Here is a 23,663-nt window from a genome sequence, read left to right as displayed (position 1 = left end):
GAGGATTGCGTACTGGTTCAAGCAGCCAGTACTTCTTGCGTTACGGCCTCCCGTGCCGGGGTGGCCGTTTCCACATCTGGCGCGATGCGCGCGCGTAGCCAGGTCATGAAAGCGGTTTTCTGAAGCACGTTGCGGAATTTTCCTGTTTCCCGGTTATACGTCGAAGCCTTGCCGCCCTGCCCTTCGTAGGCGTCCACGTGGGCGCTCATCTGCGCGACAGACAGCGCGAGAATTGCGGCGGTGATTGCGCGAGCGCGCGCCTCGGCGGCCGGCTGCTCATCGGGAGCGGGCCCCGCGCGCTCTTGCGGTGCGGCCGGCGCTGGATCATCTGGAAACAGTTCTAGCGAGCTGCCACTCTCGAACACGCGCCGCGCGTAACCCGAAATGTTGCTCTTGATCGCCTTGTCCTTCAGCTTCTTCTCGACATACGCGATCGTCTGCGCGGCGCGCGCTGCGTCAGCCTGAATCCACGTGACGGCCAGCATGTCGCCCAGGCCGATCTGCATCATGCGGCGGTACGTCTCCGTGCCGCGGATCTCCTCAATCGCGCTAGGCAAAACAGTCTCGTGCAGCTGTCCCTGCGGGTTCTGCGTGATGATGAAGCGCATCTCGACGACGCGGCGGCCTTCCTTGCGGTACTCAGGCTCAACAAGGATATTGGACACCTTGTTGACCTCTGCCACGGCGGGCTTGATCACCATATTGGCGAAATGCTTGAATTCGTCATAGGTGGCCGCCTCAGCGCCCAGCAACTTGCGCCACACCTGAAGTGGCACAAACCGCGTGCGGCCCACGCCCTTGAAGCGCAGGCAGTTTTCGAACAGCGTGAGCGCGGAGCCCTTCTTGAAGCGGTTCTGCACGTTCACGTCGATGAGCGCATAGACGTCCGGATCGGCCAGCATCTCGGCCAGCTTCGTGGGGTACTCGTAGCTGCAGATTCCGCCAACGATCTCGGCCTCGGCGATCATGTTCGACTTTCGCCAATGCGCGGGTTGGTGGTCCGTCTCCAGCAGGTCGAATTCGATCTGCGTGCTCATGATGTTCGACAACGCGGCCTTGAGCGTGTCCACGTTCTTGCTGCCGGTCCATCCGACCATCGCCATCAGCATGGCGGTGGGAATGGTGAATACCTTCTGCGTGCCCAGCTTGTCGTAGGCATTGAGCAGCATCACGTTGACCAGCTTGCGCTCAAGCAGGGAGAGCTGACCGCTCACGTGAATGGCGGCGGCTGCTTTGCGCAGCGGGCGATTCGGCAGGGACAGCGATGTTTTCTTTCGGGGCATGGTAGAGCGGGTTGCATGCAGTTTTACGTTTGCCATAGGTCGTACTAACGGCGCCTTGCGTTACGACCTTTAGCCTGGATCGCAGCGCGAGGCGCCGGATTTGCATCAGGCCGCTGGCCCGTAGCGAGCGAAACACCCCCAAAACCACGACCTTTGCACCGCGGCTGTGGACAAGCACGCTACCCTGCTCGCGTTCTCCAATGAAATCAGGGCACTGCGGATTGCGGGCGACGCCGATGTATCGGAACCCAAAACCACGACCTTTCCCCCAAAGTCACGACCTGTCGCCCCCAAAGCCACGACCCTTAGCAGTGTTAGCGAACCCAAAGCTACGACCTTTGGAACCCGAAACCACGACCTTTCTCGCTGCAGGCCCCTGATTTCAGGGGGATTTCCGGAGCTAAAGGTTTTAAAGGTGTTGTCTTTTAAAGGTAACAACAACAGCGGGTTGTTTTTTAGAGAGACTGGATGATTCCCGACCACGGCACCGGGGATGTGACGTGATGCGTCAATATAGATTCTCAAATGACCTGTCGGAAGAAGCTTACTCATCCTTACCTCAAAACATGACGCTATGCGTCAGGCATGTACGTCGCATATAGGTCGTGTTTTCGGGGGCTTTTCACCTGCATCGGCCGCAAACGTGCCTTCCGCTCGTTTTGGAGCGCTTCGAAAGGTCGTGGTTTTGGGGGCGTTTCCGGTCGTGCGGTACTCAGGCTTCGCTGCGCGCTCGGCGCCGGGTAGCCGGTGCCGCGGTCGATGTAGTCTGTGCCGCACGCCAGGCTTCGATCTGCTCGCGAAACTGCTCAACAAGTGCAGGCGGCACCGCAAGCGTTACCCAGCCCTCGGGCACGTCCGCAAAAGCGAGCGTGGATGGCGTCGTGTGGAACAGCGCCTGGCGCAGGTGGACGATCTGCATCCAGACCTGCTCCGTTGCTTCGCGCACCGCTTTTTGCGTCCACTCGCAAGCCGCTGCGATCTCGCGCATCGAGCTGCCGTCGACGACGGCCATGCGTGCGACGCGCACGATGTCGCGATCGAGGTCGGCGAGTCCGTTCTCGAAGCGCGCCCATGATTTCTTCGTCAGGCGTCCGCTGAAGTGCCTGTCACCGCCACTCTCAGGAACCGACGTCCAGCTGGCCGGCCCCATGTCCTCGGTAATGACATCCTCTGCGCTCTCATCAGGATTGAAACCAGCTTCGCGGGCCTTTTCGAATCGCCCCCAGACGGTGGCGACGGCATTGTGGACGGCCTGCTGCGTCCAGCCAAATTCCTTCGCAATGATCGCCTGACGCTCGTTGTTGACGATCGCGCGGCGTGCCGCCTCGATGCGCCTGTCGTCGAGGTTGATCAGCCACGGCATAAGCCGTGCGAAGGCGGCGGCGGAAAGCCGTTTCGTGGAAACTCGACCCATGATGACACCTGTTGAGGCCGCGGCGCCTGCCGCGGCTGACTGTTGTTACTGAACGCAGCGCAGAATCTGTGCGAGTTCGCACGCCTGCCCTGTCTGTCCGCCATGAAGAAAGGCGGCAAGCGCGAAGGCGCCCGCGCCGGTCGGCGCAAACGTCCCGGCGCGCAGCCCGACAAACACCGCACGACCCATGTCGTCTGCCTCACGCGCACGGTCGGCATGGTCTTCGAGCCACTGCGTGGCCGCCTTCATGACTTCGGGCGTCATTTTCTCAAGTACGCCGTCCGCTGTCTGCCCCTGGTCAGCGAGCGCCGCGTAGAGTTCATCGAGCAGCCGCACGCTGAAGGCCAGCGCGTCTTGCCCTGCCGCGAGCTCGGCGACAGCCGCCGCGGGGTTAGCAGCGGCTTCCTGTGGTGCCGTGCCGGTTTCGGTGCCCTTCGCAGCGCGCGGCTTTTTCGGCTTGACTGCTTCCAGCACCGCGTCGACCTGCGTGCGCGCCCGTCGTTCGCCGCGCGTCGCCTCCAGGTTATTCACCAGCGATTCGGCGGCCTTCGGGTCAAGCTTTTCGACCTGCTTCACGCGGTTGATCACTTCGAGGTCCGCGCTGATGTGTTCCGTAACCAGGCGCTGGGCCTGCTGCGGCAGGTTCAAGAGCGCGAGGCGCTTGGACAACCACGCGTGGCTCTTGTGGCGGCGCTCGAGCGTGCCCTGCACTCCCAGACGATCGACGTCGAGCTGCAGCGCGCGCGCTTCCTCAAAGAGCGTGAGGTTCTTGCGCTGGATGTTTTCGGCCAGGCGCGCGTCCTTCGCTTCCTCGTCCGTGAGTTCGATCACGTAGGCGCGCAGTTCTGTGAGGCCAACCAGGCGTGCCGCCCGGCAGCGGCGCTCGCCGGCAACCAGTTCATACGGCGTCGGCCCCTGGACCGGGCGCACCACGATCGCCTGCAACTGCCAGCGCTTCAGGCTCTCGCCCAGTTCGAGCAGCGAATTGTCCTCGTCCTCGAATTCGGTGCGCTCCTGCGCGGGAATGTGGATCTGGTCGAGCGAAAGCGTCTGTTCGCGCGCACGCTTCGTCAGTTCTTCAAGGCTAGTGCGGCCGAGTCCGCCCTTGAGTACCGCGCCCAGGTTACCGAATGGCATTTTCGCGTTCATGGCTCAAGCCTCCATCGCAGTGTCGAGAACCCAGTTGCAGGCGGCCCGCCATTCGCGCGCAGCCGTCGCGTGGCCCTCCCCTTTCGTCGCGTGCCAGACCGGGTGTCCCTGTGCAATGGCCTGTTTGACCGAAGCGCGTTCGGCCAGCACGTGCGGGGCAATGATGTCGCCCATTTCCGCGCGCAGCGTAGCGAGCCCGGCCAGTTCCGCCGCTGAGCGCGTATTGACCTTGCTAGGCAGCAGGCCCATGACGCGCAGGCCGGAGTTTTCCTTGTTGCGAACTGCGCTGAGGCATTCCCACAGGTCAGCCAGTGCGTGCGCCTCGAAGGCGCCAACGGCGAACGGTGCGAGCACGAAATCTGCAGCCAGCAGGGCCGCATAAGTGGTTGCGTCCTCCCCGAGCGCACCGGCGGTATCGATCACGACCAGTTCGTGCTGGGTCGCGAGCGTTCGCACGTTCGCCGCCGCCTGCAGCGCCGCCTCGGCTCCGGCCCCCGAGCACAGACGCAGTGCGCGATCGGCAGGCAGGAACGCCAGGTTCTCCGTGCAGCGCACAACTTCGCCCGTCAGCGCCGTCTCGAAGCACTGCGATGCAGTCGCATGGCCGGGCGTGGCCTCCACGCCGAAGAAGCGCGTGAGACTAGCCTGCTTGTCGAAATCGATTGCGAGCGTGCGCAGATTGCGGCGCGTCGCTGCGTGAATGATGTGGGACGAGACGGTTGTTTTTGCGGAACCGCCCTTCTGGTTGACGATCGCGATGGTTGGCATGGTGACTCCGGTAGCGTGTTGGTTAGGTGACGCGTTCGATCACCCTGAACACCACTCTACCAGGCTTCGATACATTTAACAATCAATTTGCTTGTTAAATGTATCTCTGCCGGAATTTGCCTTGTGCGACCGGTTTGTGGCGGCTCACGCCGCCTGTGCCTGCAGCGTGAAATCGACGTGTATCGCGTCATAGGGGAAGACAACCCCTTCTTCCGTGCGCTCAAGCACGCCAACGGAGAGCAGCGCACCGACGTCCTCATGGACGCGTTTCACGTCGCGCTCGACCCGACGTGCCACCTCGCGGATCGACAGCACGCCGGCACCCGTCATCGCCTTGAGGATGTTCCAGCGCAGTTGCGTGAGCGTCTGGAACAGAAGCTCGGGCGTCTCGAAGCTGATGAACTGCCCCTGCGCCTGGCCGCGCATGGCCGCAGCAAAGCGTTTCGAGAAGGCGTCGCGCCCTGCGACGCCGAGTGTGACCGTGTTCATGTTGAAGCCCTCCATTGATCGACGTCCGACCAGAAATCAGCCAGCAGCTGTTCCGGCGTCGTGAACACATAGGGTGTCTCGACGTCGCCGATGTGCCGGTGATCGCCCTTGCCACGCTCATTGTCGTACCGCAGTACGCAGACCGTGCGCACGATGTACGCAAGACTGTACTTGAACAGATGGGTGCTCCCTGGTACGGGATGCGGAACCTTCCAGATCAGCGCCGCCGCAAAGGACTGCGCATCTACCACCAGACGTTCCTTGAGTAAGAGTGTGGCTTTCATGTTGGCAATAATGCCAACACAATCGTTTGTTGTCAATTCGGCCAACACCCTAGCCTGAATGCATGGCATTCAATCCACGCCCCTGCCGGATCGCGCACTTTCAGCGGCAGGATCAGGCGCCCGCGAGCGCCCTGCCGCCCGCCACGCTCGGCCTTCCCTCTCTGATGACCGAACCGGCGGCATCGCGGGATGTGCCGGCGTGACCGGTGGCGACCGTTGGCAGTCACGACAGCTGAGTCGCGGCGAGTCATTGCGCGCGTCTCGCCATGTGACGGGTCGGGACCGGTCGCGGGTGTGACTGGACGAGGGTGGTGTGACCGGCGGGGAAAGCGGAGATTTTCGCGCAGGCGAAAATCCTGACCGTCAGTTGCGACCAGGCCGTCGCCAGGGATGCCGCGCGGCGACCTCCTTACCTGTTGAAGACCCAATACTCGCTGCCGTTGCGCACCTCGCGCGTGAGGCCGAATCGCCGGCTCGCCCGCGTGTCGTTCTGGATGATGTAGTACAGGTCGGAGAGGATCGTGCGCTGGTCGCCCACATAGGAATGCCCCGTGAGATCCGTATCGACGTTGGAGACGTCGATCGTCTCGATGCCCCTGAGCAGCACTAGGCTGTCGCCCGAATCCCCGGCGCGCGGACCGCCGTGAATCGCCTCCGAAATACGTAGCGCGTGGTCGGTCGACGAGGCGTACAGCGTCACCGGCGCACCGATCGCGACGAGGCCCGGCGCGATCTGGTTCACGAACACGTCCGTGTCGATATCCGGGGCGGCGAGGATTACCTCACGGATACGGCCTGCCTCATCGGGGTGAGCGCGGGCGAAGTTCACCAGGGCTCGCGTCATCCCACGGTTACCCATGCTGTGCGCGATCACGTAGAGGTTCGCGCCGGGCGTCGCGGCCAGGACCTGCGTCACGAAATTCTGAATGTCATCCTGGGCGCGCTCGATGGCTGCCTCGTCATCGAAGTAGCCCGCGAGGTTGCCCCGCGACGGCCACGAGAAGAACACCGGCGCGCCGGCGAACTGCAGGTCATGGGCCATCTGGGCCGTGCGCATCGCAGCGTCCTCGAAGCTGACGTTGTAGCCGTGGATGAAGAGCAGCACGCTGGGGGTAGGGGCATTCAGCGCCTGGCTGCGCATCTCGGCCCGGAACTGGCTGTACGGCGTGAGCGCCACCTGCAGGATCGTCACGTCGCGGGTCGGATCACGCTGGAACTCCAGCTTCCACAGGGACGGCGACTCGACGACACCGGTCACGTGATGCGGCGGGATACTCACGTCGACACTGCCGAACGCCAGTATCGGCCCGCGCTGGCTGCCGAATCTCGGCGCGCGCGTACTGCCCATGACCACACGGTCGGTACCGAAGAACACGCGCACGACGTCGTACTGGCCGTTTTTCCCGGCCCGTTTCGGGAGCGCTTTCGGCGGGGGCGGCGCGATCTGGAGACTCGCCGCCTGCCCTTCAATGCGCGGTGGCTGGCCCGCAGGCGTCACGCCCTGAGAAATCGGCGGCGGAACAGGCGGGCGGGGGCTAAGCACGAATCCCCGCAGGTTCTCATCGCTTCCGGGCGATTGCCCGGCGCTGGCCTGCGCGTCGGGCGGAGATGGCGCATGGCTGCCCACGGCGCCGATGCCGGCCTTCGGCGCCGCCGCGGGCGCAGCCGCCGTGGTGGCGGTCGAAGGCGGGGGCGGAGGCGCAGGCAAGGGCGCGGCCGCCACTCCGGCGATGCTGCCGGCGGCCGCGCCCCTGCCACCAAGAATGGCCCCGATCGCAGCGACCGTTGCCGGGGATAGCTCGACACTGTTGTTGTTCCCTGACCTATTGACCGCAGTACCGCCCCGGCTCGTCTGGCAGCTGGATACGAGGACGACGAGGCTCAGGATGGCGAGGGCGCGGAGCATGACCGTCTCCCGGTCGTTCGTCTGCGGAAATGGTCGCGCAGCGCGCGACCGCTGGCACCTCCCCGCAATGGCCTTGTGTGCGCCACCGCACACGGGAGACGAATCATTACTTCTGATAACTTCGGTTATCAGAAGTGCATGTTTTTCTCGTCAGATTGAAGGGTCAGGCGTACACTTCGCTGGAACGCCCGCCGGACAAGGGATTGCGGGCACCCCTATCTTTAGGCCGCTCCCGGCACCCACCGACCAACCACTGCCAGACGACTCCACATGTCCCCGATCCGCGCCACTGCTCCCCGTTGGCCGCTCGCGCGTCGCGCCTTGCGCCATCTGCTGTTCGCCTTACCACCGATGGTGCTAGCAGGGGCGTTATACAAATGGAGCATGGACGGCCGCCGGGCCGCCACCCTGGGGGACCCGACCGTGCGTGCTGTGCGCGCGGCGGTGCGCGCCTTCTTCCACTGGCGCGACGCGATGTCGGTGCTCGAACACGCGCTCAGTGGTCTGGGCATGGCACTGGTCGGCGCCGCGATCCTGCAGGTGTTCTATGCCGCCATGGCGCCCCTGTACGACGATAACGTCGCCACGCCCCCGTGGCTGCGCTGGACCCTGACGTTGGGTGTGGGCGCGGGCGTGGCCGCACTGGTCTGGTATGTCGGGTACCCCGGCACCGGCGGGGCCATGGCGCTCGTCGCGCTCGTCGCGCTCGCCGCCGTCGCCGCGTTGTGCGGCCGACCCGGGCAGGCGCGCCGGCTCGCGCTGGGCGTACCCCAGGGGTTCATTGGCTTGACGGGAGGACTGCTCTGGCTGGGCCTTGATCTGACCTGGAAGGTCTACCAGTGGCCGACCACCCACGACACCGCGGCCACCATGCTCGTTCAGCTGGCTGCCAGTGGCACCGGGCTCGTCGCGAGCAGCCTCGCAATCGGCGCCACGGTACGCCGGTTCGCGTGGCTACGCCCCTCGCCGGTAGGAGCCTGACATGCCAGCGCGGATCAAGGCGTCGCCGCGGCTGACCCGGCAGCACTTTGCGCTCTATCGCGGCTGGCTCGAAGGCGCTGCCATCGAGGCGCTGCATTCGGCATACGGCGAGGCCGGCACGGACGTACGCCTGACCCGTCGCCTGATCGACGCGCTGCGCGACACGCTCGCCATCACGGCCCGGCGCGCGCGCGACCATGAAGCCGCGCACCTGCTGCGCCTGAAGCCCGGCAGCCTGCATGACCGACGGCAGGAACGCGTCGCTCCGGCCGGGCTGCACCGGCGCGACGATCCCCCCACGCTCGAGGAATACCGCGCGCAGGTCGATCCGGACGGGGTCTACGGCGAGGCGGAACTGCTGGAGTTCTACCGGGCGGACTACCCGCCGGAGGCCTCGCCTGGCGGAGCGCCGGACCGGAACATCGCCCGGAAGGTGGCGCGGAACGCCCGCCTGCGCGAGCGTCAGACCGCGGCGCTCGCCCGCATGGAGCGGACGCTGGCCGCGGATCCCGCCGCAACTGACCCGCTGGACAGCTGGTTCGAACCCGTCGTGGCCGCACGGCTGCAGGCCGCCGGCCTCGCGACGCTGGCCGACCTGCTGGCCCTGATCCAGCGCCGCCGGCAGCGCTGGTACACCACCGTGCCGCGCCTGGGGCCGAAGGGTGGGGCGCGCATCGCGGCCTGGCTCTCCCTGCATGCGGCACCCCTGCAGCATGAACTCTCGCCCCTCGCGCTCCAGCCACGCCGGTCGTTCCCCGCCGGGCATCCGGCGCTCACGCGCCCGACCGTCACCGCCGGCATCGCGCCGCTCGAGGCCTTCGCGGTGCCGCGCGAGCTGGACGGAAGCGCCGGCAGCAACCGCGCGCCGGTCCCCGCCGAAGGCCAGGAATTCCGGTCCGACATCGAGGCGATCCACGCCTGGATCCGCGTGCGGGGCGTGAACAGCGAACACACGGCGCGGGCCTACCGGCGCGAGGCCGAACGGCTGCTGCTGTGGGCGGTGGTGGCGAAAGGCAAGGCGTTTTCGTCGCTCACCAGCAGCGACATCGACGCCTACCTGAACGGCTTTCTGGCCGATCCGCAGCCGTCCGAGCGCTGGGTCGGGCGGGCGAAGGCCGAGCGGTTCGACCCGGCGTGGCGCCCTTTCACCGGCCCGCTGCCAGCATCCAGCCGCGAGACCGCCCGGAAGATCCTCTCCGCCCTGTGCGCGTGGCTCGTGAAGGTGCGTTACCTGCTCGCCAACCCGTTCGATGCCCTGCCGCGCCTGCAGGTCGCCCGGCCCGACGTGGACACGCACGGGCGCACGCTCACCCACGCGCAGTGGCGCTACGTGCTGCAGACGGTCAGCGTCCTGAACCCCACCCACGCCCAGCAGCGCGACGCCTTCGCCCTGCTCTTCGCCTACGCGACGGGCCTGCGCCGTGCCGAACTGGCCGGCGCCACGCTCGGCGCGCTCGACCGCAAGGCACCGGACGGCACGCTGGACGACGCCTGGTCGCTGCGGGTCGACGGAAAGCGCAGGAAGGAGCGGTACGTGCCGATGCCGGGGCGGCTCATGGACGCGCTGCGCGCCCTGCTGCATCTCACACCGGGCGGACCGCTGACCCTGGAATCCGCGCCGCGCGAGCTGCCGCTGCTGGCCAGCACGACCACCGGGCGGCCGATGACGGCCGACGGCATCGGACTGCTGTTCAGGCGGATCTTCGCGCGTGCCGCGGCGCAGCTTGAACGCCGTTATCCGGATGCGGCGACGGACCTCAAACGGGCGAGCACACACTGGCTGCGCCACACCCACGCGAACCATGCGCTCGACTCGGGCAGTGACCTTCGAGACGTAAGGGACCAGCTGGGTCACACGAGTCTGGGCACCACGACGCTCTATACCACGGGCGACGCGGCTAGGCGGTACGAGTCGGTCGAGCTGTTTTTTGATGCGTCGCTGGACGCCGCTGCGCACTAGTCATTCATGCCTTCACCGCCACAACCGCCCTCTGGCGGTTTTTTCGCATGCGAAATGGCACGCAGCTTTCGCTCTGATGGGATCAAGACCGACCGATCGAGCCATGTCAAATAAGCAATCTTACGCAGAGGCGTAACAGGTGGAAGTGTGCCTAGTAGGCACACGTTCGAAAGCGCCAATCGACAAATGCTGGGTGTGCCTACTAGGCACACCCGCTACAGAGGTCGGTCGTGACTCCATCGTCCAAGTGTGCCTACTAGGCACACCGCGTAAAAAAGCCCGCTATCAGGCGGGCTTTTGCACTGGTGTGGCGAAGCTTAGTTCGGATCGCCGCTGAACAATTCACTAATCAGCTGCCGAATGCGGGTCTCTTGGGCGTCGCTCAGAACACCCGCCTTGATCTTGACTGTGAACCCGTTCACGTCTTTGGTAATACTCCCCGCATGCACGCTGCCAGCAAAGAATTTATCGATTGACCGATCATTTGCCGTTACACGCGCCCCCTTCCGCGACGCCAATGCAGCGATCGCCGAAGCAAATTTAGTCTGATCAAGATTGCCTGCTACAACATCCGGCCACAATTCCTCGGCTGCAGCCAGCCCACTCGGACCGAATTTCTTCAACGTCGAAACAATAGATTCCGCGGCATTCGATCCGATGAGCGCAGGCTTCAAATCCAGATCCCGTGTAATGAATGCTGGCAGGTCAGCAAACGCGAGATACTTATAAAGGCCACGGCGGCTAAAGCCCAAGGACTCTGCCAAGCGCGATCGATTTGGGAACTGCTTTTGCGATTCCGCGAGGGACACCGAAATTTCGTAATCGCTCAGATCGTCCCGACTGACGTTCTCCACAAGTGCGAGGATCGCCATATCCTGATCGGAGCACTCAACCACAACGGTCTTGATCGTCACCGCGCTGAGAATTTTATGCGCTCTCCAACGTCTCTCGCCGGCAACGATCTGGTATGCAGAGTCAGTCCGACGAACGACGATCGGCTGCAACAATCCAGATTCCCTGATCGACTCGGCCAGTTCCGCTAGCTTTTCTTCATTGAAAACCCGCCGCGGTTGCCAGGGATTCGGCACGATCTCTGAAACTGGAAGCTCTGAGTTGGCACCTGTTGCCTCAAGCTCTTTCACGCGAAGTTGAGCCACGGCTAAAGCGCCTGCCATCCCAGGCGCGGTTTCAGTGCGTGCAGCTCGACGACTGGCGTCCGGGGTCCGTTCTGCGGTTGAGCGAAGTCCAGAGGTCTTAGCCAACAATTCCTTTCTGAGGTCACTCATGACGCTTGCTTCCATTGTTTAACAAACTGATCATCAACCCAGCGGCAATACTCGATAAGCGGCTGGCGAACACGTTGAAGAGACTTTGCTTGACTGTGTGTGCTACTGATGTCGAATACTGTGGTGAAGGCGAGGGCACCTGAACTCATTACCGAACTGGCAGGAATCTCGAAGGGGTCCAGCCATTGTCGATATGCCCCTTGCGCCCACGTCCTGACCACTGGAGCCGAAGAGGTCGGTCCGTAGTTGACCCTCGTCAATAGAACAGATACGAAGTCGTATTTCTTGTCGGCTTCGAACTTGATAAACGATTTGGCGACGTCCGAAAACAATCGCCAGAACGACAACGAGCTAAAGAAGTCCAGATTCTCTGGGACCATTGGCATGACCATCGCGTCGGCAGCCATCAACGCGTTCAGATTCAGATACGACAGCGAAGGTGACGTGTCGAGGATGATGTAGTCGTAGTGCCTTCGCAGTGGTGCGAGACCATCTCTAAGCACCCGCCAGAATTTGAATCCAGGTAGACGCATCTGCATAGCGGGCAAGTGATACTCGGCGCCAACGAGTTCGGTGTGTGCAGGAATGATGTCAAGACCATCCCAATACGTCGACTGCACACGACTCAGCAATCCGCCTTCCACCTCTTGATCGTAGATATAGGGAAGCACGGTCGCATCGGGAAAAACTTCTTTTTCCGCATATAAGCCGCACAACTCGGATAGGGAGGCCTGTGGGTCTAAGTCCACCACCAGGACTTTGCGGCCGCGTAGCGTCAAACCCTGCGCCAGGCACATCGAAGTAGTAGTCTTGGCACTTCCTCCTTTGAGCTGGGAGGTGATAATCACCTTCCCCTCAAAGGCATCGCTAGGGCCGGAGACGAGCGGTGTTTGGTAGATGTCAGAGATACGCTGCACCCATGTCCGCGCCTCGGCCAGCGTGAACTGCCGGCTGCGGCTACGGCCTGTGCCAGTAGATTGCCCTTCAGGAAGCACGCCGTCTGCCTTGGATATTTGATACTGGACCTGATTTCGCGTCAGGCCACACATTTCCGCAATTTCTCCCGTCGTGAACATAGGCGCGAGCTTGCGCGGCCGCGGAGCCAAGATCTGATCTCGTAGTTCCGTTGCGTAGTCGGTAACCACATCTGCAAAATCGCTGATCTCTTCGAGCGTCACCGTTCGATCGATAGGCAGCGGTTGACTAACGTTCGCCATTTTCCGAGTTTTCCAACAAAATTTTGGTTAAACGCAGAATACAGCAAATGTGGTGAAAACTGGGTTGGTAACAGCGCAAGTTGTCGCAAAAAGACTGTGACCGCTGTGATTCGGGCACATTCTGACTGCTGTCACTTTGCGGAAGGGTGCAAGTCCGGAAGTGCAGTACAAAACTTCTCACCTTTACCGGTCGCCGCTCCAGTTGTTTGGTGAGAGAAAATGTACGGTGACACCCCCGTCCTCGCACCATCTGGCTGCACGTATCCAAGCAATTATTACGGTTGAAAGCGGACGGGGCGTCAAAGAACCGAAGGTGAGAGATTTTGTGCACTCAGCCAGTTATTTTTTTGCCAATAATCCAGCCTCCCGCAGGAAAAGCCATGCAGTCGTGGATCAACTCGCGCAAGCCTGAGACTGGGCGCGACGCTGTATGTATGTTTCATTTATAGGAAGAAAACATACAAACCTACATACAGAGCTGCACGATTCCTTTGGAATTCAATGGGATAACGCTAAAAGGTGAGATCATGTGTTCCGAAGGTGAGAGATGATGTCCCCAACAGGTGAGAGTCGTTGTTCCCTTTGGTGAGAGAATTTGGGCAGTGACGGTGACAAATAGTGTTCCAAAGCTGCTGAAGCTAAATTCGGTATCTTTTCAATTGTGGATAACGGACAAATAGCCTTTCCAGACAACCGGTTATGCTCCTCAGTCTTCGCTCCCGAAGGTGAGACGTTGTGGGCAATGGTGAGAGATTCTGTTCTCAGAATGGCACGATATCTCCAGGGTGAGACTATTTCTTGGTTATCTCACCTTCCCGTGCTAGAGTCGGAACATTCGGGGCAAGAACGATTGGAAGGAGAGGAGGGCGATGAGCAGCAGCATCGAACGAGGCGTAACGCCACTTCAGTATGCACTCGACCTGTTTGTCGAGAACGCGCCTGCGCGACGAGCAATCCACGAACTCGAATCTGCATCCGACATCGGTTATCAGAAGAATCAGGTGTTTGCGCGTATCGTCGGCCTCGGATTGTCGGCCAGACGATTCGTAGACGCAGCTTATTTCATCGTTGCCCAAGAGTCCGATATCAAGGAAGCGTATGACGTTACATTGAGCTTCTTCAAATGGCTCATGCGCTACGACAGTAAGAACCGAGAGCATTTCTCAAGCGTCATCCGAAGTGTTAAATCTTCGATGCTGGAAGTTACAAGCACCCCGGTCGTGCGTGTCGATCGTAAAGGACGCCTTGTCGAAGACGGTTCAAATGAATCGGAACGCGACGAGGAAGTCACTGAGGCCGAAGTTGATGATGGCCCTAGCGGTTCTACGGAAGATGGTGATTGGTTGGAGTTGATCGGGCGCGTCAGCGTGCGCAACGGCCGTATCCGTTTCCGCGTGCCAGTGGAACTGCAGCGTCTGATCAAGGACCCACAGAATTCGTATTGGACCAGCCTCCTCGTTACTTCTCGATTCACACTCATCTACGCTCGCGGAATTTACGATCACGTGCTTCCGATACTGAGCGCCGGTACTACAGGCTGGTTGCCCATCGAGGTCGTCCGAAACTTACCTGGTCGATCATGGGCGAACCATGCGGAGTTTAAATACTTCAAACGGGATTATCTTGAGCCGGCCGTGAAGCAGATCAACGAACTGTCGGACATCGAGTTGTCGTATGAGACTCGAGCGGGAACGCCGGGGTCTCGAAAACAGGACCAGATTCGAATGCGCTTTAAGCGCAAAGACGGTGCGCTGGCATCGAAGGCTGCGATGTTGAACTCAGTAGCCCTGTTTCAGACGCTTCAAAGTGAATTCGGGCTTACGGACAAGCAGTTCGAGCGCATCGAGAGCAATCGCGTTATCTGGACCGATGATCGAATTCAACAGGCAATCGAATATACAAGGTGGACAATCCGTCAGGGCACAAAGGTCAAGCGCGCCTCTGCTTATCTTATGAAAGCGCTGACGGAGAACTATCGGGTAGCGGAAGCCGACAAACAGGTTGAGGCCATCCAGCAACAACTTGCGGCGCAGACTATCGCTGCGGATCAGGCAAAGGAAGAGGCGCGCAACGTCGTTGCCGCAGCCGTTGCTGCAGCCGATAAAGCTGCCGATTTTCGACGGACGGAAGAAATCCGCAATGCGCGCGACTCGTTCGCGGCGCTCAGCGTTGAAAGACGGGAGCAGTACGTACGGAAATTTACTGCGCACAACAACAGCTTGGGCATCCGCAGCATCGAACGTCAGGGGCTGAAACCGTCGGACATTACAGAAGCAAATATTCTTCAGTGGCCCAGTGTTGCTGATACGTTCTGCTTGTTTGTGGCCGGTGAACTCCGCAAGGCGGCCCGCGCGAAGCCTTCGGCAGCCTAGCTTTCACCAGCTCCTTTTTACGTGGACGCCAGCCTGTCCCCTTGCCTATCGATGCATAGATCGGAGCGGCGTGCGCATCGAAGAAACCCATCCACTCTGTCTGTCCTTCGCTCGGGCAAATCCGCGGTGCGCATAAGCTATCAGGGGGCGACCAGATTTTGTCGCCCTCGGCGCGATCAGGCTAGCCAGGACCGCCACCCAAGAGCACCATGTTCAGGCCGCACGGTATCGGCCCTTTTAATCGCCCTGGCTCGCTGGGTGCAATTTTCGCCTGCGCGAAAATTGGCGCAGGGATACAAACCGTGTACGCTCGCGGGTTTTGCGGCGGACGTCTGCCGCGACGATAATAAGGAACGTTTGGGCGCGTGCTCTCGATCATGTTTTTGAATTTGTGGCGGCAGTTCGGTGTGTGGATTACCACTGGCGCGCTCGCCGCTGCCGTCGGCGCCTCGACTGGATTCGCCTATTCGCTGCTCAGTGAGCCAACCGGCCTTGAAAGCCTCGGTGGGCCGGATAACTACTACCGGCCAGTCGCCCAGCTGCAGGCCGCAATGCTGCAGGCGCAGACCGATCTCCTGCACTACAGCGCGGGGCTTTCGGATGCCGCTACGGTGCGCAAAAGTTTCAACGCGCTGCAGACCCGATTCAATGACCTGGAGGACACTGCCCGCACCGAGCGTGGCACCTTCCTGCGCACGACACCGGGCTATTCTGACGCACTGAGGGATATCGGCCAGGTCATCAAGCACGCGCGGCCTGCGATCAGTGTCCTGCCGAGCGACCCATCGACGCCGGGCACGGCTTCGGCAGTTCGTCCGGTTGTGCAGGAACTCGACGGTTTGAGCACCCCCATGGCGACGGTAAAAGAGGCCGCGGGGGCTGCTAAGGAATTGCGACGCGAGGCGATGGCCCGATCCGTGACGAACAAGCGTCGCTATCTTGTTATCGCGCTGGTTGTCCTGGCGTCGTTGCTGATAGGCACAATGTTTTCGCTCGCGGCCGTGCTACGTCGCAAGCAGTTGCTGGTCGCGCAGCACCAGAAGCTTCTGGAACAACAGGCTGCGGCGATCGAGGCTGAGCGCAGCGCCAGCATCGAGGCGCAGAATGCAGCCCACGCTAAAAATGCGTTCCTCGGCATGCTGGGGCACGAGCTGCGCACACCGCTTCAGAGCATCCTGAGCGTGACTGATGCGCTCACTACCCGGCACTTCCCTGATTCCGACGCAATCATGGTGCGACGGCTCGCACTGGCTGCGGAGCGTCTGGACTCGCAGATGAAGGACTTGACGGATTACGCGCGACTCGACGCCGGCCGTCTTACGCTGCGTCCAGAACTCTTTGATCCTGTCGAGCTTGCCCAGTCGCTCGTAGAGGATGTTCGGGAGGAGGCGGGCAGGAAAGGGCTGGGCGTCGTGCTTGAAACCAGCGGGGAGCAATGGCCCTGCCGTTCAGACCCGGCGCGCATCAGGCAGATACTCGGCAACCTGCTGTCCAACGCCATCCGCTATACCGATCGCGGGACAGTCAGGGTAGGGCTGGCGTTAGGGCAAATGGTCGAAGGCGAGCGGTTGACGCTGACCGTGCAGGACACCGGCCCCGGCATTCCGCACGATGCGATTGACGAGCTTTTCAAACCGTTTGTGCGTCTCGACGAATCCCATACGCGGGTGCACGAAGGGGCGGGTATCGGACTCGCAATCGTGCGCGGACTGGCTGACCTGCTGGGCGGCTGGGTGAATATCGACAGCGATACTGGCCTCGGGACAACAGTCACCGTTTCGCTGCCAGTTGAGATTGTGCGCCAGGCGATGCCGTCACTCCAGCCGGACATCGCAGCGCCGCTCGAGGGGCGACTTGTCCTGATCGTCGACGACACCGAGTCTGCGCGTGAGTCACTGGCCGATACGGTCATTGCCATGTCGGCGCGCGTCGATGTGGTGGCGAGCGGCGCCGAAGCGTATGAGGCGGTGGCCGAAAGCCTCTACGACGTCATCCTGCTCGATATCCAGATGCCGGAGATTGACGGGATTGAAGTCGCGCGGAGAATACGGCGCAGCATGAGCATGAACCGCAGCGCCATTATCGTGGGGGTCAGCGCCTACTCAACGGAATTGCTGCCTCCCGATGACGCCGCGCTCTTTGACGTCCAACTGCAGAAGCCAGTGCGCGCAATGCAGCTTGAGCAGGCACTGCGCGCCGTGATGAAACAGGAATTGACCTAACTGGCGTAACGCGTCTTGATGGCCCGCGCGAGGTCAGTCGCAAGCAGGCCGGCGCGAACGGGCTTTTCGAGGCACGTGCAGTCTTCCGCAACGGAAATGCGCGTGATGTCCTCTTCCGATGCAACACCGTCCTTTAGCTTGCCCGTCAGAATGAAGATCGCCGCATCGCGGCTCGCGGTTTCTCCGCGCCGGATTTCCCGGATCAGCGGTTCGGCTGTTTCCCCTGCGCCGAGTACCCAGTCGATCACGAAGCCGTCAAACACCTGCTCCTTCAACGCTTCTCGCAGCGCGTCTGCATCCGTGAAGGGGACAGCATCGAATCCGTGCGCCCTGAAATTCTCAGCCAGAGTGTCGGCAGTGTGGTGGCGTTTGTCATCGTCAAGAATCGCGACGTTGGGCCGCCTCGCGCGCGGGCCGGTATCCCGTATTTCGATCAGGCGAACCGCGTATAGCGGGCCGGCCGGCGCGTCGCTCGTGCGATAGACCAGCCACGATCCGTTAGTCGTACGGCGTGCGACAAAGGCGCCGGCTTCAGAGCGATGAATTTCCTGGCTGTCATCGATCCAGGCCGTGCAACTCTCCAGTTCCCTGCCAAAGAACAACGTCGCTTCGTACTTGCTGCTCTGTGGCTCCGCTGATTCCGAAGCCGATACGTCGACCAGCACGCTCGCGCTCTCACCGAATTCCGCGGCAATCGCGCGAAGCTGGCTCACGTCCCAGGGCAGTTGTCCCTTCAGCTTTCGGCTCGCCGCCGAAAAGCTCAGCTGTAGCACCTCACTCAGCTTGCTCGCCTGTGAGCGCTTGGCGACGCCGTGCCGGTCCATCAATTCCCTGACGCGATTTGAGATCGCCACTGCTTCGGCGTTGGTGTCGTCCGTTTCCATCATGTCGTGGCAGGTCAGTTAGCAAGAAATACCGGCGAACTGTACAGAGAACTGGCGTGCGGAGCAAGTTTCGCGAAAACCCGAAACCCAAAATTCGCCGCCGGACGCGAGATTTTCAGGCTATAAGTTGCGTGGTACGTCATGTTTTGCCGAAAAATCATTTTTATCTGACGTATTGCGAAATACCTGTTAAAGTGACGCGCCGGGATCGTATGGCGCTCACTATTGCGGCCTGCGTCATGTTAGATACCGTTCCCCGTCATTCTGACGGTGAGGTCAGTGGGCCGCTAACCCAGCTGGAAGCCATGGACGTGATCGACTTTCCGATGCTTGCGCAGCAATGCGCCCCGACCGTGCATCCATCCACCCTGCAGGCGGTGGTCCGCACCGAGTCGAGCTTTAACCCGTACGCAATCGGCGTCGTCGGTGGCCATCTGGAACGGCAGCCGCGCAATCTCGCAGAAGCGGTGGCGACCGCAAAGGCACTCGACGCCCAGGGCATCAACTTCAGCATGGGGCTCGGCCAGGTCAACAAGGCCAATCTCGCCAAGTACGGACTGACCTACGAGACGGCATTCGACATGTGCCGCAACCTGCACGCGGGCGGCGCAATTCTTACGGCCTGCTATGACCGCGCCGCGAAGACGATGGGGCAGGGCGGCGCCGCGCTCAAGGCGGCGATCAGCTGTTACTACAGCGGCAACTTCACAACCGGCCAGAAACGCGACTTTCGCGGCACGAGCTATGTGCAGCGCGTTGCGGCCAATGCGCTGTCGGTCGATTACGTCCCCGCGATACGCGCCGTGATGGATGTGGTGAATACGGCAAAACAGGCCAAGGAATCGGCGGGTAGCTCGCCGGGTTCTGACACCGCACGGCGAACCGCGAAACCCGCTTCCCAAACCCAGAATCCCCCCGCCTCCAGGCCCACTCAGGAGCGGGAACAACCGGCGTCGGATGACTCCGGTTGGGATGCGTTCGGCGAATTCAAAAGGTAGACGCCGGACATCCTTCCACATGCAGTGGGGCATCAACGCAGGAGTACTAATGGCTAACTTATTCAGACGGGTCAACACCGCCCACGCGATGCGCCAGGCAATCGGCGCTGCGTCGGTTCTCGCGGTGGCGTGCGCGCAGCAAGCGCACGCCAGCGGTCTGGACTCGGGAACGACCGCGGCAACCACGTTCAAGACCTTTCTCTACACGTTCATCGGCGTGGTGGCGCTCTGCTACCTGCTCTACAAGGGCGCAATGGCATTTACCGACCGCGAGCACTGGTCGGACTTCGCCGGGGCGTGTCTGAAGGTTGCGGTTGTCGGCTCGGTGGTCGGCGTGCTCGGCCCATATCTCTGGGACCTGTTCACCAGCTAAGCCATGGAAGAAAAAAACCTTTACCCGTCGTACGCCGGGCTTGCCCGCACTCCAATGGTTTGGGGCATTCCGCTCATGGCCGCCCTGATTGTGTTTGTTGTCTCGCTCGTCGTTTCGGTGGTTGGAGGGGCAACGCTTGGTCCCGGTGGTCTGCTGTTCGGCTGTGTGGGCGCTCCGGTGCTCATGTACCTCAAGCATCTGTGTGCCACCGACGACCAGGCGTTACGAATTCTCGGCCTCGAGCTGAGCTGCATGATCCAGCGTCGGTTTTACGCGATGTTCGGGAAGACCTTCACGCTCGCGCCGATCCGTTACGGCAGGCAACTCTCGACCTATTCCCGCGCGCACCGCGAGCAGGGCAACCAGCCTATCGCCCAAAGGTAAATGCGATGTCACCAGAACTCTCAAGCAGTCCGATCAAGGCCCTGATCCGCAATATGCCGGCCATCGAACAGTGGATGCCGAAGGTTGGACGCCCGGTCAGCCGTCGCGTACACACGATGGACGACGGGCGCCTGACCTTCACCATGAAGCTCGTGGGCATCCCGTTCGAATCCGTAAGCGACCGTGTACTGGAAAGCGCCTTCGAGAACATGACGGACATGTACACCGGCCTCGGCCGCGATTTTGGCCGCAACCTGCAGGTGTGGACGACGTTCCGCCGCCGCAAGGTCAATTTCAATGGTCGGTACGCGTTCAGTTCCCAGTTCTGTGAGCGCTTCGCCTGGAAGTATCTCCAGCGCTTTCGCACGGGCGAGTACTTTGAGAACGCGTTCTATATCACTGTCCTCATTCGCTACGATGATTTCGACGATGGCCTGAAGCAGGCTGAGCAAATGGCCGACGGCCTCGAAAAGCAGCTGCGGCCCTATGATCCCGAATTCCTCGAAACCTTCGAGCGCCGCGGCATCCAGTTCTCTAACGTTTTCCGCTTCTATAGCGAACTCGTCAACGGCGAGGAACAGGAAGTCCCCTGCACGACGGCGCCGGGTTCGGAACTCATTCCCGACGCGTGGCTGCACTTCGGCTATGAGGTGCTGCAGATCCGCACCGATACATGCACGCGATTCGCTACCTGCTACGACCTGAAGGACTTCCCACGCGCGGGGTGGGGGCAGCTGAACCCGCTTCTCTCGCTACCGGTGGAATTCACCATTACCCAGTCTTTCGGGTGCATGACGAGCTATCAGGCGGACAAGGCCATTACCGGCCAGATCAACAAGCTGGAGTCTGCGAACGACAAGGCGACGCATCAGGTCGAGGAACTGAAAGACGCGCAAAAGTTTGTCGCCTCCAACGAACTGGCGTTCGGCGATTATCACGGTGCGCTGGTCGTGTATGGCGACACGGCAAAGAAAGCGATCGACAACGGCGAACTGGTCAAGGTCCGCTCGAAAGGCGAATGCGGATTCGGATGGGTCAAGGCGACGGTATCCGCGCCGTTCACGTACTTCAGCCAGGTTCCCGGCGCGCGCGACCTGCCGCGTCCGATGCCGAAATCGTCACGCAGTCTCGCGTGTGCATTCACCCTGCACGACTATTCGTCAGGCAAGGCACGCGGCAATCCGCTCGGCGACGGCTCGGCGGTCATGCCATTGCAGACCGTCTCGAAGAAGCTCTTTAATTTCAACTACCACGCCACGCGCGAGGACGAGAACAACGCAGGCGAGAAGATTGCGGGGCACACCCTCTTCTTTGGATCGACTGGCACTGGCAAGACGACTACGCAACTCGCAATGGTCGCATTCGTGGAGCGCTTCGATCCGATGTTGTTCGCGCTCGATATCGATCGCGGCATGGAGATTTTCGTCCGCCAACTTGGCGGCACGTACATCACGCTGCGCGAGGGCGTGCCGACCGGCCTGGCGCCGTTCGAGCTCGAGGACACGCCCAGCAACCGCCAATTCCTGTACGACCTCGTGAACATGTGCGGGAAGGACAGCGACGGGAAGCTGAGCGCCGAAGAAAAGCAGCAGATCAAGAAGGCAGTCGACACCATCATGTCGCTTGAGGATCTGCGTCAACGGCAATTCAGCCGCCTGCTTGAGAGCATCCCGAACCTCGGCGGCAATTCGCTGTGGCTGCGTCTTTCGAACTGGTGCTACGCCACCAACGGGCGCTATGCGTGGGTCTTCGACAACGCGCCGGGCTCGATGCTGGACGTCACGCAGCAGCGCCGCATCGGAATCGACATTACCGATTTCCTGAAGGCAGACTACGAGCCCTCCGAGCCGGTCTTCACGTACCTGCTGCACCTGAAGAAGCTGATGCAGCGCGAAGGCCAGCTTCTGTGCACGATCGTCGAAGAATTCTGGATGCCGATCAAGTACGAGATGCCGCGCGCAATGATGGAAAAGGCGCTTGCGGCGGGCCGTAAAGCGGGCGAATTCCTCGTGCTGGTCACGCAACAGCCCGCGCAGGCGATGGCGAGCGAACTGTTCCCGCTCATCCGCAGCCAGACAGCGACCAAGATTTTCCTGCCCGACCCTGCGGCGGAATGGGCGGAGTACAAGGCATGCGGCCTGACGGAAAAGGAGTTTGCCGAACTCAAGAAGCTAGGCAAGGCATCCCGCACGTTCCTCATCAAGCAGTCCAACCAGTCTGCCTTTGCAACGCTGGATCTCGCAGGCTTCGATGACGAAATCGCCGTGCTCTCAGGCAACGCCGAAAGCGTCTCGCTCATGGAGCAGGTGATTGCGGAAGTTGGAGCCGATCCTGACGTGTGGCGCGAACCGTTCCTCGAACGCGTGTACATCGCCAAGCAGAAAGCCAAGCTCATCGTGGAATACGGCAAGAACCCCGAAGCCTGGATGCCGATTCTCGATGCGCGCGTGGCGGAACGCAGGCAGCGCGTTGCGGCTGAAACGGAACGATTTGAAGCCGCGAAAGCGGAGATGGCATGACCACCATTTTTTCGCGCAGGCGAAAAGGAACCGGAGTTTGGAAATGAAAGCAATTGTTCGCTTGATCCGATCGTTGGCGATACTCGCCGTGTTCGCGTTCTCAGGGCCAGCCGCGCACGCGCAGATTCCCGTTACGGACGCGCTCGGCCTCGCGCAGGCAATCCAGCAGGTGACTTACCTGACGCAGCAGCTCGCGCAGATGGAGAAGGACTACCAGATGCTGACGAGCCAGTACACCACGATGACCGCGCAGTACGCTGCGATCACAGGCAACCATAGCTACGGCACGATACTGAACGATTCGAGCCTGCACGACTATATGCCTGACTCGTGGAGTTCGATCTACTCGAACATCAGCAGCGGGAGCAATGCAACGCTCGGAAGCTCGGCGACGTCGATCCTTCAATCAGAAGGGCTAACAAGCGGATCGACAGACTCCCAGACGCGGTACTACGACACGCTCGCCGCAAACAAGGCGATGCAGATGGCGGCCTATAACGCCAACATCAGTCGGTTGGACAACATCCAGTCTCTCATGGAGCAGGCAAATGCGACTGACGACGCCTCAGCGAAGGCCGATCTGCTAAATCGCCTGGCGGCGGAGCAGGCAATGGTGCAAAACGAGCAGACCCGTCTGAACATGATGAAGTCCCTTCAGGATTCCGAACTGAAGCTCGCACAGCAGCAGCAGGAAACCGAGACCAAGACGCTCATAAAGGGCAATTGACCATGACCCGACGCCTGTTTGCTGCCATCTGCGCGCTCCTGATGTTTGGGTGCGGGCAACACACAAGCCAGTCTGACGTTGACCTGACCGGCACTTATGCCGCCGACCTGAAGGGTGACGGCCACGCCGTTCCGTTCCTCAAGGTTGAGCGCGCCGGCAATGCTTACCTGCTTTTCGAATACGTTGGGGGCAGCTGGGTCCGTCCTGTTCGGCCGTTCTCGAAGGACTACGAGGCCGTGCGGCCGCTCACGAAAACGGAACTGGAATCGCTCGTGAGACATCCGCTCGATGTCGCGGTGACCGGCATCCAGACGGATGACGTGGTGCTCGCGCACGTTCCCGCTGGCTGGACCGACCGGGGCAGACCGAAGGAGTTTCATTCCACCGAAGGGTGGTTCGCGATCACGCTGCTCGGTGCGGTGGATCTGCACAAGCTTTGATGCCTAG

General features: G+C 61.3%; 20 protein-coding genes. 10 read left to right on the top strand and 10 right to left on the bottom strand.

Annotated features, from left to right (window positions below; translation table 11 throughout):
• Nucleotides 1–17 precede the first annotated feature (17 nt).
• The 7 genes from AB3X99_RS33495 to AB3X99_RS33465 all read right to left on the bottom strand — a co-directional run bounded on the left by AB3X99_RS33495 (nt 18) and on the right by AB3X99_RS33465 (nt 7,293).
• Entirely contained in the window at nt 18–1,283 is a 1,266-nt protein-coding gene (locus AB3X99_RS33495; protein WP_368619397.1) for a replication initiation protein, read from the bottom strand.
• Nucleotides 1,284–1,995: 712 nt separating this feature from the next.
• Entirely contained in the window at nt 1,996–2,697 is a 702-nt protein-coding gene (locus tag AB3X99_RS33490) for a TrfB-related DNA-binding protein (RefSeq protein WP_368619396.1), read from the bottom strand.
• Nucleotides 2,698–2,742: 45 nt separating this feature from the next.
• Nucleotides 2,743–3,846, bottom strand: coding sequence for a ParB/RepB/Spo0J family partition protein (locus tag AB3X99_RS33485; RefSeq protein WP_368619395.1), 1,104 nt, complete (start codon nt 3,844–3,846; stop codon nt 2,743–2,745).
• A 3-nt stretch (nt 3,847–3,849) separates the two neighbouring features.
• Nucleotides 3,850–4,614, bottom strand: a complete 765-nt coding sequence (locus AB3X99_RS33480) for a ParA family protein (protein ID WP_368619394.1) — start codon at nt 4,612–4,614, stop codon at nt 3,850–3,852.
• A gap of 144 nt (nt 4,615–4,758) precedes the next feature.
• Nucleotides 4,759–5,103, bottom strand: coding sequence for a transcriptional regulator (locus AB3X99_RS33475; RefSeq protein WP_368619393.1), 345 nt, complete (start codon nt 5,101–5,103; stop codon nt 4,759–4,761).
• The gene (locus tag AB3X99_RS33470; protein WP_368619392.1) at nt 5,100–5,387 is read right to left on the bottom strand and encodes a DUF6516 family protein; all 288 of its coding nucleotides are present in this window, start codon (nt 5,385–5,387) and stop codon (nt 5,100–5,102) included. The genes AB3X99_RS33475 and AB3X99_RS33470 overlap by 4 nt, the downstream gene beginning before the upstream one ends.
• Nucleotides 5,388–5,796: 409 nt before the next feature.
• On the bottom strand, nt 5,797–7,293 hold the full coding sequence (locus tag AB3X99_RS33465) for an alpha/beta hydrolase (protein WP_368619391.1): 1,497 nt from the start codon (nt 7,291–7,293) through the stop codon (nt 5,797–5,799).
• A 270-nt stretch (nt 7,294–7,563) separates the two neighbouring features.
• On the opposite strand from AB3X99_RS33465, the gene AB3X99_RS33460 reads away from it, so the two are divergent.
• Together AB3X99_RS33460 and AB3X99_RS33455 are read left to right on the top strand one after the other, a co-directional pair.
• Entirely contained in the window at nt 7,564–8,274 is a 711-nt protein-coding gene (locus AB3X99_RS33460; RefSeq protein WP_368619390.1) for a hypothetical protein, read from the top strand.
• A gap of 1 nt (nt 8,275) precedes the next feature.
• The gene (locus AB3X99_RS33455) at nt 8,276–10,234 is read left to right on the top strand and encodes a phage integrase family protein (protein ID WP_368619389.1); all 1,959 of its coding nucleotides are present in this window, start codon (nt 8,276–8,278) and stop codon (nt 10,232–10,234) included.
• Between the two features lie 317 nt (nt 10,235–10,551).
• Here the strand turns inward: AB3X99_RS33455 and AB3X99_RS33450 are convergent, their stop codons facing one another.
• Both AB3X99_RS33450 and AB3X99_RS33445 read right to left on the bottom strand, forming a co-directional pair.
• Nucleotides 10,552–11,520: a ParB/RepB/Spo0J family partition protein gene (locus tag AB3X99_RS33450; protein WP_368619388.1), complete on the bottom strand. Its 969-nt coding sequence runs from the start codon at nt 11,518–11,520 to the stop codon at nt 10,552–10,554.
• Nucleotides 11,517–12,737: a ParA family protein gene (locus AB3X99_RS33445; protein ID WP_368619387.1), complete on the bottom strand. Its 1,221-nt coding sequence runs from the start codon at nt 12,735–12,737 to the stop codon at nt 11,517–11,519. Before AB3X99_RS33445 ends, AB3X99_RS33450 begins: the two co-directional genes overlap by 4 nt.
• An 869-nt stretch (nt 12,738–13,606) precedes the next feature.
• Here AB3X99_RS33445 and AB3X99_RS33440 point away from each other — a divergent pair.
• Nucleotides 13,607–15,109 (top strand): replication initiation protein, encoded by a 1,503-nt coding sequence (locus AB3X99_RS33440; protein WP_368619386.1) that lies wholly within the window; start codon nt 13,607–13,609, stop codon nt 15,107–15,109.
• A gap of 365 nt (nt 15,110–15,474) precedes the next feature.
• Entirely contained in the window at nt 15,475–17,331 is a 1,857-nt protein-coding gene (locus AB3X99_RS33435; RefSeq protein ID WP_368619385.1) for a hybrid sensor histidine kinase/response regulator, read from the top strand.
• Here the strand turns inward: AB3X99_RS33435 and AB3X99_RS33430 are convergent.
• Nucleotides 17,328–18,218: a helix-turn-helix domain-containing protein gene (locus tag AB3X99_RS33430; RefSeq protein WP_368619384.1), complete on the bottom strand. Its 891-nt coding sequence runs from the start codon at nt 18,216–18,218 to the stop codon at nt 17,328–17,330. The genes AB3X99_RS33435 and AB3X99_RS33430 overlap by 4 nt on opposite strands.
• 308 nt (nt 18,219–18,526) lie before the next feature.
• On the opposite strand from AB3X99_RS33430, the gene AB3X99_RS33425 reads away from it, so the two are divergent.
• From AB3X99_RS33425 to AB3X99_RS33400, 6 genes are read left to right on the top strand one after another with little or no spacing between them, the layout of a single operon-like run.
• Complete coding sequence (locus AB3X99_RS33425) at nt 18,527–19,213, top strand: lytic transglycosylase domain-containing protein (RefSeq protein ID WP_368619454.1); 687 nt, start codon at nt 18,527–18,529, stop codon at nt 19,211–19,213.
• A 49-nt stretch (nt 19,214–19,262) separates the two neighbouring features.
• Entirely contained in the window at nt 19,263–19,586 is a 324-nt protein-coding gene (locus tag AB3X99_RS33420) for a TrbC/VirB2 family protein (RefSeq protein ID WP_368619383.1), read from the top strand.
• A gap of 3 nt (nt 19,587–19,589) precedes the next feature.
• A complete protein-coding gene (locus AB3X99_RS33415) occupies nt 19,590–19,970 on the top strand; it encodes a VirB3 family type IV secretion system protein (RefSeq protein WP_368619382.1) in 381 nt (126 codons plus the stop codon).
• 5 nt (nt 19,971–19,975) lie between these two features.
• A complete protein-coding gene (locus AB3X99_RS33410; RefSeq protein WP_368619381.1) occupies nt 19,976–22,489 on the top strand; it encodes a transporter in 2,514 nt (837 codons plus the stop codon).
• A gap of 43 nt (nt 22,490–22,532) precedes the next feature.
• On the top strand, nt 22,533–23,216 hold the full coding sequence (gene virB5 / locus AB3X99_RS33405; RefSeq protein WP_368619380.1) for a P-type DNA transfer protein VirB5: 684 nt from the start codon (nt 22,533–22,535) through the stop codon (nt 23,214–23,216).
• A gap of 2 nt (nt 23,217–23,218) precedes the next feature.
• Nucleotides 23,219–23,656, top strand: coding sequence for a hypothetical protein (locus AB3X99_RS33400; RefSeq protein ID WP_368619379.1), 438 nt, complete (start codon nt 23,219–23,221; stop codon nt 23,654–23,656).
• Nucleotides 23,657–23,663 lie beyond the last annotated feature (7 nt).

The sequence above is a fragment of the Paraburkholderia sp. BR10882 genome, assembly GCF_040948855.1.
Classification (GTDB): domain Bacteria; phylum Pseudomonadota; class Gammaproteobacteria; order Burkholderiales; family Burkholderiaceae; genus Paraburkholderia; species Paraburkholderia nodosa_A.
This window is presented reverse-complemented; position numbering and strand designations above follow the sequence as displayed.